The organism is uncultured Parvibaculum sp. (genome assembly GCF_963975745.1).
In the GTDB taxonomy this organism is placed as follows: Bacteria; Pseudomonadota; Alphaproteobacteria; order Parvibaculales; family Parvibaculaceae; genus Parvibaculum.
Map to the genome: position 1 here is coordinate 24,164 of NZ_CAXBIB010000003.1, position 14,272 is coordinate 38,435.

Genomic DNA, 14,272 nt, shown 5'->3' on the forward strand with positions numbered 1-14,272 from the left:
GGCCTATTGCTTGAAGTCGGTGGATTCGTAGGCGTTGAAATCGACCAGCGTGCCCAGCATCTGCAGATAGGCGACCAGCGCATCGAGTTCGGAGATCACCGCCGGGTTGCCGTCGAAGTCGCGGGCAAGAGCCTTCGGATAGCGCTGCATCAACTCGTCCGTATCGGCAAAAGGCGTTGCCTGGGCCTCGAGATCGGCCTTGGCGTTCTCGATCGCCGCGGCGTCATACGGCACACCGGCGATCGACAGGGCCTTCAAGGCGCCGCCGATATTGCGGTAGTCGAGCGGCGTCTCCGCCAGGAAGGGATAACCCGGCATCACCGATTCCGGGACCACGGAACGCGGGTCGGCCATATGCAGGCGGTGCCATTCGTCCGAATACTTGCCGCCAACACGGGCCAGATCCGGACCGGTCCGCTTCGAGCCCCACTGGAAGGGATGGTCGTATTTGCTCTCGGCGGCCAGCGAGTAGTGCCCGTAGCGCTCGACCTCCGAGCGCAGCGAGCGGATCATCTTGCTGTGGCAGGCGTAGCAGCCTTCGCGGATATAGATGTTGCGGCCGGCCAGTTCGAGCGGGCTGTAGGGACGAACGCCCTTGACGTCCTCGATGGTGCTCTTGATCAGGAAGGTCGGCACGATCTCGACGAGACCGCCGATGGCGACGACGATCAGCGTCAGCACCAGCAGCAGCATCGGGCTCTTTTCGATCGTGGCGTGTGTGAACTTCTTTTTCATCGGGTCCCCCTCACTCGGCCGGCTGCGCGGCGGCGCGGACTGGCACCTGCAGGGGCTCGCTTTCGCGAACACGACCCTTGATGGTCATCCAGCAGTTGTAGACCATGATCAGCGCACCGGTAAGGAAGAGCAAACCGCCCAGTCCGCGGATCACATAGAACGGATGCATCGCCTCGACGGTTTCGACGAAGGAATATTCGAGGAAACCCTGAGCGTCATAGGCGCGCCACATCAGGCCCTGCAGGATTCCCGACACCCACATCGAGGTGATGTAGAGGACGATCCCGAGTGTGGCGATCCAGAAGTGCCAGCTGACCAGCGCCATCGAATAAAGCCGCTCGCGCTTCCAGAGCCAGGGCACCAGGCAATAGACGGCGCCGAAGGAAACGAAGCCGACCCAGCCGAGCGCGCCGGAATGCACATGGCCGACCGTCCAGTCGGTGTAATGCGAGAGCGAGTTGACGGCCTTGATCGACATGACCGGACCTTCGAAGGTCGACATGCCGTAGAAGGCCACCGAGACCACCAGCATGCGGATCACGGGGTCGGTGCGGAGCTTGTCCCAGGCACCCGACAGCGTCATCAGCCCGTTGATCATGCCGCCCCAGGAAGGCATCCACAGCATGATCGAGAAGGTCATGCCCAGTGTCTGCGCCCAGTCGGGCAGCGCCGTGAAATGAAGATGATGCGGGCCCGCCCAGATATAGAGGAAGATCAGCGACCAGAAATGGATGATCGAGAGACGGTAGGAATAGACCGGCCGCTCGGCGCGCTTCGGGATGAAGTAATACATCATGCCGAGGAAGCCGGCGGTCAGGAAGAAGCCCACCGCATTGTGGCCATACCACCACTGGATCAGCGCATCCTGCACGCCCGGGAAAAGTGCATAGCTCTTGGAAGAGGTCCAGGTTTCCGGAATCGCCAGATTGTTGCCGATGTGCAGCATCGCAATCGTGACGATGAAGGCCAGATAGAACCAGTTGGCGACATAGATATGCGGTTCGCGCCGGCGCGCCAGCGTGCCCATGAAGACCAGCAGATAGGTCACCCAGACGATGGTCAGCCAGATGTCGGCATACCATTCGGGCTCGGCATATTCCTTCGACTGGGTGACGCCCATCAGGTAGCCGGTCGCGGCGACCACGATGAAAAGCTGATAGCCCCAGAAGACGAACCAGGGGGCGATGTCGCCGGCGAGGCGGGCGCGGCTGGTGCGCTGAACGACATAGAACGAGGTGGCGATCAGGGCGTTGCCGCCGAAGGCAAAGATCACCGCCGATGTGTGAACCGGGCGCAAACGGCCGAAATTGATGAAGGAGGTATCGAAATTGATGGCCGGGAAGGCCAGCTGGAAGGCGATGACGACGCCGACCAGAAAGCCCGCGATACCCCAGAAAAGCGTGGCAATGACGCCTGCCTTGACCACCGCGTCATTGTATTCGACGCTTTCCACCGCGGCCGGGCCGCGCTCCATGGCATTGAAATGGCGTTGCCCGATGGCCAGCGCGCCGGCCGCGAAGGCCAGGGTAAACAGCCAGGCATGAGCGGCCATCGGCGCATCCTGCGCCTTGGCCGCAATCACGATGAATAGAAGTGCCCCCGCAATCAGCGATGCGACGACGGCCCAAGATGCCGTCGTCATCGTGCCGGGAATACGATGTCCCGGTGCCCCTGTAGCCGCCATGTCGATGCCCTCGCTCGTTGCCTCCAGTCCGGCCCGCGCCCGGCGAAAGGCGCGCGTCCGACTCGAAAACCTTATCATTACTGTGGAAATTTATCGAATGCGCGTTGGCGCCGCTGCATCATCGTGTCGCATCGCCATATCCGCCTGGGCGGGGATGCCGCCTGCCTGATAAGGGGCCGCCCGCTGGCGCGAGGAAGGGTTGTTAACCATGCCTGTGTAAAACCGGCATGGCGGACGTGTTGGCCGGACATGGTGTCGTGTCTCGCATGCCGGAAAACATGCATTGTTGCAGCATTCGTTGCGAGTTGCGGTGTTGTGCAACGCATATTTTATGACTGTGCCAATCTCGACCGCCGTGATAGATAGTGCGGCCTGTGCGCCCGGCGTTTCGGCGACGCCGGAAGCAGTGGAGGGCCATCTGGCCGATTGCCGCAGGTCCGGCGCGTGATCGTTGCGATCGAGATGCAGGTCCGAACAGAGCCCACCGCCAAGACCCCAAAAGGGCGCGGTCGTCAAAAAGAACAGCGGGAAATTCCGCGACATTCTGAGCACTCCGATGCAGTCTCCGCAAAAAGACTGCACGTCCCAAAGGGGAGGTTATTTTGCATCGTTTAGAAAATCTCGTATTCGGCTTGCGGGCGCCGATACTCGTCATCCTTTTCTTCTTCACCCTGGTGATGGGGTTCTTCGCGGTTCAGCTGAAGATGGACGCCGGCTTCACCAAGATGTTGCCGATCGGCCATTCCTACATCGAGACCTTCTTCGAATATTCGGAAAGTTTCGGCGGCGGCAACCGCGTTCTGGTGGTGCTGGAGAACAAGGAAGGCGACATTTTCGAGCGCGACTTCCTCTACACGCTCAACAATGCGACGCAGGACCTTTTCTACATTCCGGGCGTGGCGCGTCACACGGTGACATCGCTCTGGACGCCGAACACCCGTTTCATTGCCGTCACCGAAGAAGGCCTCGAGGCCGGCGACGTGATCCCGGCCGATTTTGCGGGCAGCGATGAAGACATCAACACGGTGATGCAGAACACGTTGCGCGCCGAGCTTGTCGGCCGTCTCGTTTCGACCGACTTCAAGGCGGCGATGATCCGCGCCGAGTTGCAGGACTTCAATCCGGAAACGCGCGAACGCCTCAACTATTTCGACGTGGCGCGCAAGCTCGAGACCGATCTCCGCGAAAAATATGTTTCCGACACGGTCGATGTGAAGATCGTCGGCTTCGCCAAGCTGACCGGCGATATCGCCGACGGCGCCGGTTCGGTCGTCCGCTTCTTCACGGTCGCTTTCGTGCTGACCTGTTTCATGATGTGGCTCTATTGCCGCTCATGGATCCTGACCATGGTCACGGTCGGTGCTTCGCTCTGTTCGCTGGTCTGGCAGTTCGGCCTGCTGCATATCCTGGGCTTCGGCCTCGACCCGCTGGGCGTGCTGGTACCGTTCCTCGTCTTTGCCATCGGCGTCAGTCACGGTGTGCAGCAGATCAACATGGTCGGCGCCGAAATGGCCGCCGGTCTCGACAAGATGAAGGCGGCGCGCGCGACCTTCACCTTCCTCTTCCGTCCGGGCGTCGTCGCCCTCCTGACCACGCTGGCCGGTTTCGCCACGCTCTACATCATTCCGATCGGCATGATCCAGGAGCTGGCGATCACTGCCTCGATCGGCCTCGGGTTCAAGATCATCTCGAACCTCATCATGCTGCCGCTGCTGGTTTCCTATGTGGCGCCGCCGGAAGAGGAATACGGTGCCAAGGTGCGCCGTGCGATGGAGACGCGCGCCAAGCTCTGGCCCACGGTTTCGAAGCTTGCCAAGCCGGCGGTCGCGTTCCCCTTCGTTGCGTTGTGCTTCGTCATTGCCATGGCGGCCCTCTACGGCGCGCGCGACAAGCAGATCGGCGACGTGCATGCAGGCGCCGGCGAGCTGTGGCCGGATTCGCGTTACAATCAGGACAGCCGTTACATCGCCGATGCCTTCAATCTCGGCCTCAACGTGCTGACCGTCATCGTCGAATCCGACAGCGTTGTCTGCATCGACTACGAGAAGATGCGCCATCTCGAGCGCTTCAGCTGGCACATGCGCAATGTCGACGGTGTGCAGTCGGTGATCAGTCTTCCGATCCTCGCCCGCGCGATCAACAGCATGTGGCAGGAAGGCAATCCGAAATGGCGCAATCTGCCGCGCAATTCGGCGGCACTGGCCCAGGCCACGTCGAGTATCTCCAGCGCGTCGGGCATCGTGAACACCGACTGCTCGACGGCAGCGGTCGCGATCTTCGTTGCCGACACCAAGGCCGGCACGGTCAAGCATGTGGTCAACGAGCTTGAAGCCTGGATGAAGGCGCCGGCGAACCAGTATGAGGGTCTCAATCTGCGCATCGGCACCGGTAACGTGCCGATCGTGGCCGCGACCAACGAGATCGTGCACAAGTCCGAGCTGCCGATGCTGCTCTATGTGTATGCGGTCGTGATGACGCTGGTGATCATCACCTACCGGGAATGGCGCGGCGCGCTTTGCTGCGTGTTGCCGCTCATTCTCGCCACGCTGATCGGCGACTGGTTCCTGACGGCCTTCGGTATCGGCCTCAAGATCTCGACGCTGCCGGTGCTCGCCATCGCGGTCGGTATCGGCGTCGACTACGGCATCTACGAGTACAACCGCATGCAGCGCTACATGCGCATGGGCAAGACGCCCCATGAGGCCTATCTGCAGGCGCTCTACGATGTCGGTTCGGCAACGATGTTCACGGGCTTCACGCTGGCGATCGGCGTGTCGACCTGGGCCTTCTCGGCCCTGAAGTTCCAGGCCGATATGGGTCTGCTGCTGACCTTCATGTTCATCGTCAACATGCTGGGTGCGGTGACCCTGCTGCCGGCTCTGGTCGCGGTCTTCGAATATATCTGGCCGCTGAAGCGCAAGCCGCTTTCCGAGGAGGAGGCGCGGGCCGTCATGCGCGGCCACTGAGCCTCGTTTCTCACGAACGCCGAAAGGGCGGCCCTCTCCGGAGGTGCCGCCCTTTCTTTTTGGCTGAGTTCTGCCTGTTTTTCGATAAGTTGACTATTTAGTCATTTTATGACTAAATAGTCATGTCGAGATCGGGAGGCAGTTTTGACCAGCAGGACGGCAACGAACAAGTCGGAAGAGGCGGGCTCGCGCCGGCGGGCGCAGATGCGCCAGATTCTGGTCGAAGCGGCCATGCAGCTTTTCGCCCGCCAGGGCGTCGACGCCACCACCATCGACGAGATCGTGGTGCTGGCCGGCGTTGCCAAGGGCACCTTTTACAACTACTTCACCGACCGGACCGAGATCGCGCGTGCGGTGGCGGCAGCCATTCGCCATGAGTTCAATGCCGCCGTCGCCGAGCTCAATGAAGGCATCGACGACCCGGCCATCCGCGTGTCGCGCGGCGTGCGGCTGTTCATGGCGCTGGTGGCGCGCGATCCCGTCAAGGCCTCGATGCTGGCGCGCATCTATGACAGCGGCGCCGCGGTCGATGCGCAAGGCAACGAACATCTGCTCGGGGACATTCGCGACGGCGTGGCCAAAGGCCGGTTTGTCATTCCGGGCGAGGCTGCTGCCGTCCATCTCGTTGTCGGGCTCGGCACCGTCTCGATGCGCCACCTGCTCGATCAGGGCGCCGGGCCCGAAATTCTCCGGGGCGAGGGCTATGCGCGCGACATCGCGACCGTGCTGCTGCGCGGGCTCGGCGTGGCCGAGGCCCGGATCGCCGGCATTCTTGCCCATCCCTTCGATGTCTCAAACATATCCGTCTTCAGATAAGGAACGCCGCATGATCAAGGTCACCGACATTGCCTATGTGCGCTTCCGGGCGCCGGATCTCGATGCGATGGAGACATTCCTGCTCGAGTTCGGTCTGGTGCGCGCCGAGCGCCGCGCGACCGCGCTCTATATGCGTGGCACCGACCCGCTGCCCTTCGGGCATGTCACGGAGCCCGGCGAACCGGGCTTTGCCGGCCTCGGCTTCTATGCCGAAAGCCTCGCCGATCTCGAATCTCTCGCGGCCGCATACGGTCTTCCGGTCGAGGAAAGCGATGCGCCGGGCGGCGGGCGGATCGTGCGCTTCACCGATCCGAACGGCTTTCCCGTCGACATCGTCGCGGGACAGGCATTGCCCGAAGCGCTCCCCATCAAACGCCGGCTCGTTCACAATGACGGCACGGCGCAGCCCCGGCGCGGCGCGCCGCTGCGGGTCGAACCCGGTCCGTCCCAGGTCAAGCGTCTCGGCCATTGCGTCATCAATGTGAAGGACTTCCGCGAAACCGAAGCCTGGTACAAGGAGCGCTTCGGCCTCGTCACCTCCGACGAGATCGAGATCGCGCCCGGGGCGCCCATCGGCGCCTTTCTGCGCTGCGACCGGGGGGCTGCCCATGTCGATCATCACACGCTCTTTCCCGTCGGCACTGGCACGCCCGGCTTCAATCATGCCGCTTTCGAGGTCGCCGGTTTCGACGATCTGATGGCGGGGCGCGAGGTGCTTGCGGCGGCCGGCCGCCGGCATGAATGGGGCGTCGGCCGGCACATTCTCGGCAGCCAGATCTTCGACTACTGGCGCGACCCCTGGGGCCACACCGTCGAACACTGGACCGATGGCGATCTCTTCAATGACGAGACGCCGCCCAATGTCGTCGGCATCGATCAACTGATGGGCAACCAGTGGGGCCCTCCCGCTCCGCCGACCCTGGGCTCGTGAGCAAAATTCAGAAAGGAAACGGACCATGAAGCTTGCAACCTTCACGGCAGGCAACTCGACGCGCATCGGCGTCGTCCGCGACGATGGCATTGTCGATCTCGCGGCGGCGGCGCCCGAGCTGCCGCGCGAGATGGTGGCGCTGATCTCGAGCGAGGCGGCGATGGCAAGGGCACGCGCGGCGGCCGAGAAGGCCGAGGCCCTGCCGCTGTCGCGCGTCACGCTCGAAGCGCCGGTGCCGCATCCCGGCAAGGTACTGGCGATCGGCCTCAACTATCGCGACCATGTCGAGGAATCCGGCCAGCCGATGCCCGAACACCAGGTCTGGTTCAACAAGCAGCACAACTGCATCACCGGCCCCCATGCCGATGTGGCGCTGCCTGTTGTCTCGGCCTTTCTCGATTACGAGGCCGAGATGTGCTTCGTCATCGGCAAGCGCTGCAAGCATGTGCCGGCGGATCGCGCGCATGAGGTGATTGCCGGCTATTTCGTCGGCAATGATGTCAGCGTGCGCGACTGGCAGTTGCGGACCAATACCTGGCAGATCGGCAAGTCGTTCGACACGCATGGCCCCATCGGCCCGTGGATCGTGACGCCCGACGAGGTCGGCGACCCGCATGCGCTCGACATCAAGTGCTGGGTCAACGGGGAGCTGCGGCAGAACTCCAACACGAAGCATCTGATCTTCAACTGCTTCGAGCAGGTCGCGCATCTGACCCAGGCCTTCACGCTCGATCCGGGTGACGTGATCTTCACCGGCACGTCCTCGGGCGTCGGCGGGGCGTTGAAGCCGCCGCAATTCCTCAAGGAAGGCGATGTCGTCCGCGTCGAGGTCGAGAAGCTCGGCCATATCGAGAACCGCGTCGTGCCGGAAATCGCCGATACGATCATCGAGACGGTCTAGAGGACGGGAGCATGCGCGAACAAACGGACATCCTGATCGTCGGGCTGGGCCCTGTGGGGGCGGCACTTGCCGTCTATCTCGGCCGCATGGGCGTTCCGGCCATTGCGATCGAGCGCGACGGCGAGGTCTATCCGCTGCCGCGCGCGGCGCATCTCGATCACGAGACGATGCGGCTGCTGCATCTGGCCGGCGGGGCGGAAGCCGTCGCGCAGGCCAGCCAGCCGCTCTCGGCCTATGAGTTCCGCAATGCGGACGGTGCGCTCCTGATGGGATTCAAGCCGACCGGCGATCTCGCGCCGACCGGCTGGCCCTGGTCCTCGATGTTCCACCAGCCGACGCTCGAACATGCGCTGCGGGCCCGTCTCGCGGAGATGTCCACGGTCTCGATGCGCCTTTGTCACGCGCTCAAGAGCTATGAGACGGCGAATGACGGCATCGTCGCCGGGATCGAAAGCGCCGCCGGCACCTACGAAGTCGCCGCGCGCTTCATGATCGGTTGCGACGGCGGCAACAGCGCCGTGCGCCGCCGGGCCGGCATCGAACTCGACGACATGGGTTTCGACGAGCCCTGGCTGGTCATCGATACGGTATTGAGGAACGGCGTGACGCGTCTTTCGACCGTCGGGCTTCAGCATTGCGATCCGGCGCGCCCGGTCACCTCGATGCCGATGGCGCCCGGCCGTCACCGCTTCGAGATCATGCTGCTGCCCGGCGAAAGGCCCGAAGATGTCGTCTCGGACGAGGCGATCGCCGCGATGATCGCGCCCTATGCCGATGCCGCCGCGCTCGACGTCGAACGCCGCGCCGTCTACCGCTTTCATGCGCTGATTGCCAAGAAATGGCGCGCGGGGCCGGTCATCCTGGCCGGCGATGCCGCGCATCAGATGCCGCCCTTTCTCGGGCAGGGCCTCTGCTCGGGCACGCGCGATGCGGCCAATCTCGCCTGGAAGCTCGAAGCGGTGCTGCGCGGGCGCGCTGGCGAGGCGCTTCTCGACAGCTATCAGACCGAGCGCGAGCCGCATGTGCGCATGATCACCGAGATGGCCGTGGCGATGGGCCGGATCGTCTGCACGCAGGATGCCGAGGCCGCGCGCCAGCGCGACGCGCAGATGCTGTCGCAGCCCGAGGCGGCGCGCATGAGCCCCCCGCTCGCGCTCGAGGGTATCAGGACCGGCATTCTCGAAAGCGGCGGTGGCATCGCGCCCGAACCCTGGCTGGCCGGCGGCGCGCGGCTCGACGACGCGGCCGGCTATGCGGCGCTGCTGATCGTCGGGGCCGAATGCGAGGCCTCGGCTGCGTTCGCTGGCATGGGCGGTTTCGTCACGCGTGCCGATGCGCTGGCCGACCGCGCCGGCGATCTCGCCCGCCTGATGGGCGACGCCCCGGCCGTGCTGGTGCGGCCCGACCGCCATGTCTTCGGCATCGGCGAAACCGCGGCGCTGGTCGAGGCCTGGCGCCGCTATCTCGCCACCGGCCGGGCCGCGGCCTGAGCTCAGGCCGCCTTGCGCTTCATCGCATAGCGCACGGGAAGGCGCTTCAGGCCGCTGACGAAGCTCGCCTCCACGAAGGCCGGATCGCCGGCCAGTTCGATATGCTCGAGGCGGGCCAGCAGTTCCCTGTAGAGGGCGCGGATTTCCATCTTGGCCAGATGCTGGCCGAGGCAGAGATGGGCGCCATAGCCGAAGGCGAGATGCTTGTTGGGCGAGCGCTCGATGCGGAAGGCGAAGGGATCGTCGAAGGCCTCCTCGTCGCGATTGGCCGACCAGTAGCACATCAGCAGATTGTCGCCGGCCTTGATCTTCTGCCCGCGCAATTCGTAGTCGACGGCGGCGGTGCGGAAGAAATGCTTCACCGGCGTCGTCCAGCGGATCATCTCGTCGATGGCGCCGTTCAGATATTTGTCCGGATCGGATCTCAGCTTCGCGAACTCGTCCGGATTCTGCATCAGCGCCAGAAGCCCGCCCGCCGCCGTCGAACTGGTCGTGTCGTGGCCCGCCGTGGCGACGATGATGTAGTAGCCCATCGCCTCGAAATGCCCGATCGGCTGACCGTCGATCGTCGCATTGGCAATGATGCTGGCCACATCGTCCTTCGGGTTCTTGCGGCGGTCCTCGGTCATGGCCGTGAAATAGTTGAAGAAGTCGGTCACCGTGTTGACGGTCTCGTTGGCGTCCGGGCGCTTCATGTCGGGGTCGGTGGCGCCGAACAGTTCCTGCGTCAGCTTCAGCATGATCGGCTCGTCTTCCTCCGGCACGCCCAGCACCGTCATGATGACGCGCAGCGGATACCAGACCGCGACATCGGCCACGAAATCGCATTCGCCGCCCCGGGCTTCCAGCCGGTCGATATATTTCTCGGCCAGCGCGTCGACGCGGGCCGAAATCGCCTTGAGGTTGGGCGGCATGAACCAGGCCTGCGTCAAGCCGCGATAGTTGCGGTGGTCGGGATTGTCCATGTCGACCAGCGAACGGATCAGCTTGGAATTGCCGCCGGTGAACTTCTTGATCTCTTCCTCGGTCTGGATCGTCTGCAGCGTCAGGCGCGGATCGTTGAGGAACTTGTCGTTCTGGCGTTCGACTTCCATGATGTCGGCATGTTTCGACACGGTCCAGAAGGGGCGGTAGCCCTCGGGCTCGGTCCAGCGCACCGGCTCTTCCTTGCGCAGCCGGCTGAACAGCGCATGGAATTCCTCCGGACGGGCATAGACTTTCGGGTCGGCTATCGCGTTGTCGATCGATTTGTCGGTCATCGGCTTCCCTCCGCCGCCCTGGCGGCCTGTTCTTTTCACGCGTCCCCCGGTCCGATGCCGGTCGGACCCGCCGTGACGTTGCGTAAACCGCTAAATAGTTGCGGCACAAGGCTTTCTCGTCACTCTGCGGGCAGTTTCGGGCGCTGGCAAGAGGCTCATTCCGGCTGGACAAGCGCCTTCGGGTGTACAAGATGGCGGCCAGAACACCGGACCCGAAGCCCGGACGCCGCGGCGTTCCGGCCCAACCTCAAGGAGATACCGACATGGCGGAAGCCTATATCGTCGCCGCCGCCCGCACGGCCGGCGGCCGCAAGGGCGGCAGACTGAAGGACTGGCACCCGGCCGATCTCGGCGGCAAGGTCATCGACGAGCTGGTCGCGCGCACCGGCGCCGATCCGGAACTGATCGAGGACGTCATCGTCGGTTGCGTCGACCAGGCCGGCGAGCAGGGCATGAACATCGCGCGCAATGCGGTGCTGGCCTCGAGCCTGCCTGAAAGCGTGCCGGCGACCTCGGTCGACCGTCAGTGCGGTTCCTCGCAGCAGGCGCTGCATTTCGGCGCCCAGGCCGTGATGTCGGGCGCGATGGATGTGGTCATCGCGGCGGGCATCGAAAGCATGACCCGCGTGCCGATGGGCATGCCGATCTCGCTGCCCTTCAAGAACGGTTTCGGCATCTACAAGAGCCCCAACATCGAAGAGCGCTACCCGAACATCCAGTTCAGCCAGTTCGCCGGCGCCGAGATGATGGCGAAGAAATACGGCCTGACCAAGGAGCAGCTCGACACGTTCGGCTATGAGAGCCACCGCAAGGCGATCGCGGCGACGCAGGGCGGTCTCTTCGATGCCGAGATCGTGCCGCTCGAGATCACGCTGGAAGACGGCACGAAGGAGATCCACAAGGTCGACGAGGGCATCCGCTTCGATGCCAATCTCGATGCGATCAAGAGCGTCAAGCTGCTGGTCGAGGGCGGCGCCATCACGGCCGCGACCTCCTCGCAGATCTGCGACGGCGCCTCCGGCGTCATGATCGTCAACGAGAAGGGCCTCAAGGCACTCGGCGTCGAGCCGCTGGCCCGCATCCACCACATGACGGTGGTCGGCGGCGATCCGGTGATCATGCTGGAGGCCCCGATCCCCGGCACCCAGAAGGCGCTGAAGAAGGCCGGCATGAAGATCGACGAGATCGATCTCTATGAAGTCAACGAGGCCTTCGCCTCGGTGCCGGTCGCCTGGGCGCAGGTGCTGGGCGCCGATCCGGCGCGCCTCAACGTGCATGGCGGTGCGATCTCGCTCGGCCATCCGCTCGGCGCCTCGGGCACCAAGCTGATGACGACGCTGGTGCATGCGCTGAAGGCCAAGGGCAAGCGCTACGGCCTGCAAACCATGTGCGAAGGCGGCGGTCTGGCGAATGTGACGATTGTCGAACGTCTCTGACGCAGCGGCGAAAATCGGCGGAAAACGGGGCGGGGCCGCAAGGTCCCGCCCTTTTTGCCGCGAATCTCCGTTTCATCTGCTAGAGTTGCGGATACGCGCTACGCATTGGCGATCCGCTGCGGCCATGCGCCGATCGATACCGAGGCCCGTTTGATGAAGATGTCCGCCCCATGAAGATGAAGGAACTTGAGGCCGAAACCGGAATCGGCCGCGAAACCATCCGCTATTACATCCGCGAGGGCTTGCTGCCCGAGCCGGAGCGGCCGAAGCGCAATGTCGCCTCCTACGGGCCCGAGCATGTGGCGCGGCTCAAGCTGATCCGCCGGCTGCAGCAGGAACGGCATCTGCCGCTCTCGATCATCAAGTCGATCGTGATGTCCGAGACGGCGGCGCCGGCGCGCGGCTTCGAGGCGCTGATCGGGCTCGAAGTGGCGATGGGCCCGCTGCTCAATGACGGGCGCAACCTGGCGCCGAAGATGCTTGCCGACGTGGCGCGCGACACCGGCCTCACATCCGACGAGATCCGGCAATTCGCGGCGATCGGGATGATCAATATCGACCGGCGCGACGGGGCCGAGTGGCTCAACCAGCGCAATGTCCGGCTGATGGAGATCATCGCGCAGACGCGTGTCGACGGCTACACGCCCGAAATCGGCTACACGGTCGACAGCTACGGCATCTATCCGCAGATGATCGAACTGCTGGCGCGGCGCGCCGTTGTCGGCTTCTACGGCCGGCTCGGCGACAAGCTCGACCAGCCGGCGGCGGCGAAGCTCGCCGTCAACGGCATCCGTACGTTAAGCGAAATGGTGCCGCTGATGCTGATCGAGAAGATCGTGCGCGAGGTCGAGAAGATCAGCGCCAGCGGCGTCCTGCCGACGGCCGAAGACGACGTGTGAGATTTTTCCGCCCTCCCCAAGGGGAGGGTGGGAAGGCCCTCAATCCCCCAGCACCAGCGTGTCGCCCTTGCGCCAGTAGACCCAGTATTCCTCGCCGGGCTTGAAGGTGAACTCCTCGACGTCGCGCGAGACATTGGAAATGTCGGCCTGCAGCGGATGCTCGAGGCCGATATCGAAAAAGACGTTCGAGTAGCTGCCGAAATAGGCGAATTCGCCGACCTTGCCCCTGACCGCGATCACGTTCGGGTCGCTCGGCTTGTGATCGTCGACGAAGATCTTCTCGGGGCGCACGGCCAGCGCCACCTTGCCCGTCGCCGTGCCCTTCAGCGTCACCTCGCCGATCTTCGGCGCGCTCACCTTGACCTCGCCCGGTCCGGCCGCCACCGCGGTCGCGTCGATCAGATTGATTTTCCCGATGAAGTCGGCGACGAAGCGGCTGGCCGGCGTTTCGTAGAGCCCGGTCGGCGGCGCCACCTGCTGCACCTTGCCCTGGCTCATCACCGCGATGCGGTTGGCCATCGACAAGGCTTCCGACTGGTCATGCGTGACGATCACGAAGGTGATGCCGACGGTCTTCTGCAGCCTGACCAGTTCGAGCTGCATCGCCTCGCGCAGCTTGGCATCGAGCGCCGACAAGGGCTCGTCGAGCAGCAGCACCGAGGGACGCTTGACGAGGGCCCGGGCCAATGCGACGCGCTGGCGCTGACCGCCCGACATTTCGTCGGGCATGCGCTTGCCCAGCCCGCCCAGCTTGACGAGCTCGAGCGCCTCGGCGACGCGCTTCTTTATTTCGCCGGACGGCCGCCGGTCCATCTTCAGTCCATAGGCGACATTCTGTTCGACCGACATATGCGGAAACACCGCATAGGACTGGAACACCATGTTGACCGGGCGCTTGTTGGGCTGGACCTTGGCCATGTCGTGGCCGTCGATGATCACCTGGCCGGCGGTCGGTATCTCGAAACCGGCCAGCATGCGCAGCAGCGTGGTCTTGCCGCAGCCCGACGGGCCCAGCAGCGCGAAGAACTCGCCGCGGTGAACGTCGAGGCTGACCTCGTCGACCGCCTTGACGCTGCCGCCATAGACTTTCGTGACGTTCTGGATCTGGATGATGGGCGTTTCGGACATGTGCTCTTCCGGTTTCGGGGATGCGGC

General features: G+C 63.9%; 11 protein-coding genes. 7 read left to right on the plus strand and 4 right to left on the minus strand.

Features of this window, described 5'->3' with window-relative positions; all coding sequences use genetic code 11:
* Positions 1-3: 3 nt before the first annotated feature.
* The gene (ccoO, locus tag AAC071_RS03115) at positions 4-735 is read right to left on the minus strand and encodes a cytochrome-c oxidase, cbb3-type subunit II (RefSeq protein WP_339829912.1); all 732 of its coding nucleotides are present in this window, start codon (positions 733-735) and stop codon (positions 4-6) included.
* Between the two features lie 10 nt (positions 736-745).
* Entirely contained in the window at positions 746-2,377 is a 1,632-nt protein-coding gene (gene ccoN / locus AAC071_RS03120) for a cytochrome-c oxidase, cbb3-type subunit I (RefSeq protein WP_339830330.1), read from the minus strand.
* Positions 2,378-3,021: 644 nt separating this feature from the next.
* Here ccoN and AAC071_RS03125 point away from each other — a divergent pair.
* From AAC071_RS03125 to AAC071_RS03145, 5 genes are all read left to right on the plus strand, one after another.
* Positions 3,022-5,385, plus strand: coding sequence for an efflux RND transporter permease subunit (locus tag AAC071_RS03125; protein WP_339829914.1), 2,364 nt, complete (start codon positions 3,022-3,024; stop codon positions 5,383-5,385).
* A gap of 144 nt (positions 5,386-5,529) precedes the next feature.
* Positions 5,530-6,201, plus strand: a complete 672-nt coding sequence (locus AAC071_RS03130; RefSeq protein ID WP_339829916.1) for a helix-turn-helix domain-containing protein — start codon at positions 5,530-5,532, stop codon at positions 6,199-6,201.
* Between the two features lie 10 nt (positions 6,202-6,211).
* On the plus strand, positions 6,212-7,132 hold the full coding sequence (locus AAC071_RS03135) for a VOC family protein (protein WP_339829918.1): 921 nt from the start codon (positions 6,212-6,214) through the stop codon (positions 7,130-7,132).
* Between the two features lie 25 nt (positions 7,133-7,157).
* A complete protein-coding gene (locus AAC071_RS03140; RefSeq protein WP_339829920.1) occupies positions 7,158-8,033 on the plus strand; it encodes a fumarylacetoacetate hydrolase family protein in 876 nt (291 codons plus the stop codon).
* 11 nt (positions 8,034-8,044) lie between these two features.
* Complete coding sequence (locus AAC071_RS03145; protein WP_339829922.1) at positions 8,045-9,523, plus strand: bifunctional 3-(3-hydroxy-phenyl)propionate/3-hydroxycinnamic acid hydroxylase; 1,479 nt, start codon at positions 8,045-8,047, stop codon at positions 9,521-9,523.
* A 2-nt stretch (positions 9,524-9,525) separates the two neighbouring features.
* Here AAC071_RS03145 and AAC071_RS03150 read toward each other — a convergent pair whose 3' ends face one another.
* Entirely contained in the window at positions 9,526-10,782 is a 1,257-nt protein-coding gene (locus AAC071_RS03150; RefSeq protein ID WP_339829924.1) for a cytochrome P450, read from the minus strand.
* A 263-nt stretch (positions 10,783-11,045) separates the two neighbouring features.
* On the opposite strand from AAC071_RS03150, the gene AAC071_RS03155 reads away from it, so the two are divergent.
* Both AAC071_RS03155 and AAC071_RS03160 read left to right on the plus strand, forming a co-directional pair.
* Positions 11,046-12,218 (plus strand): acetyl-CoA C-acetyltransferase, encoded by a 1,173-nt coding sequence (locus AAC071_RS03155; protein WP_339829926.1) that lies wholly within the window; start codon positions 11,046-11,048, stop codon positions 12,216-12,218.
* Positions 12,219-12,388: 170 nt separating this feature from the next.
* Positions 12,389-13,117: a MerR family transcriptional regulator gene (locus AAC071_RS03160; protein ID WP_339829928.1), complete on the plus strand. Its 729-nt coding sequence runs from the start codon at positions 12,389-12,391 to the stop codon at positions 13,115-13,117.
* A 39-nt stretch (positions 13,118-13,156) separates the two neighbouring features.
* Here AAC071_RS03160 and AAC071_RS03165 read toward each other — a convergent pair whose 3' ends face one another.
* On the minus strand, positions 13,157-14,245 hold the full coding sequence (locus AAC071_RS03165; RefSeq protein WP_339829930.1) for an ABC transporter ATP-binding protein: 1,089 nt from the start codon (positions 14,243-14,245) through the stop codon (positions 13,157-13,159).
* Positions 14,246-14,272 lie beyond the last annotated feature (27 nt).

Excerpts from the sequence above, each read along its gene's own strand:
- ccoO (WP_339829912.1), bottom strand. The coding sequence starts at position 735 with ATGAAAAAGAAGTTCACACACGCCACGATCGAAAAGAGCCCGATGCTG.
- ccoN (WP_339830330.1), bottom strand. The coding sequence starts at position 2,377 with ATGACGACGGCATCTTGGGCCGTCGTCGCATCGCTGATTGCGGGGGCA.
- AAC071_RS03135 (WP_339829918.1), top strand. The coding sequence starts at position 6,212 with ATGATCAAGGTCACCGACATTGCCTATGTGCGCTTCCGGGCGCCGGAT.
- AAC071_RS03140 (WP_339829920.1), top strand. The coding sequence starts at position 7,158 with ATGAAGCTTGCAACCTTCACGGCAGGCAACTCGACGCGCATCGGCGTC.
- AAC071_RS03145 (WP_339829922.1), top strand. The coding sequence starts at position 8,045 with ATGCGCGAACAAACGGACATCCTGATCGTCGGGCTGGGCCCTGTGGGG.
- AAC071_RS03150 (WP_339829924.1), bottom strand. The coding sequence starts at position 10,782 with ATGACCGACAAATCGATCGACAACGCGATAGCCGACCCGAAAGTCTAT.
- AAC071_RS03155 (WP_339829926.1), top strand. The coding sequence starts at position 11,046 with ATGGCGGAAGCCTATATCGTCGCCGCCGCCCGCACGGCCGGCGGCCGC.
- AAC071_RS03160 (WP_339829928.1), top strand. The coding sequence starts at position 12,389 with ATGAAGATGAAGGAACTTGAGGCCGAAACCGGAATCGGCCGCGAAACC.
- AAC071_RS03165 (WP_339829930.1), bottom strand. The coding sequence starts at position 14,245 with ATGTCCGAAACGCCCATCATCCAGATCCAGAACGTCACGAAAGTCTAT.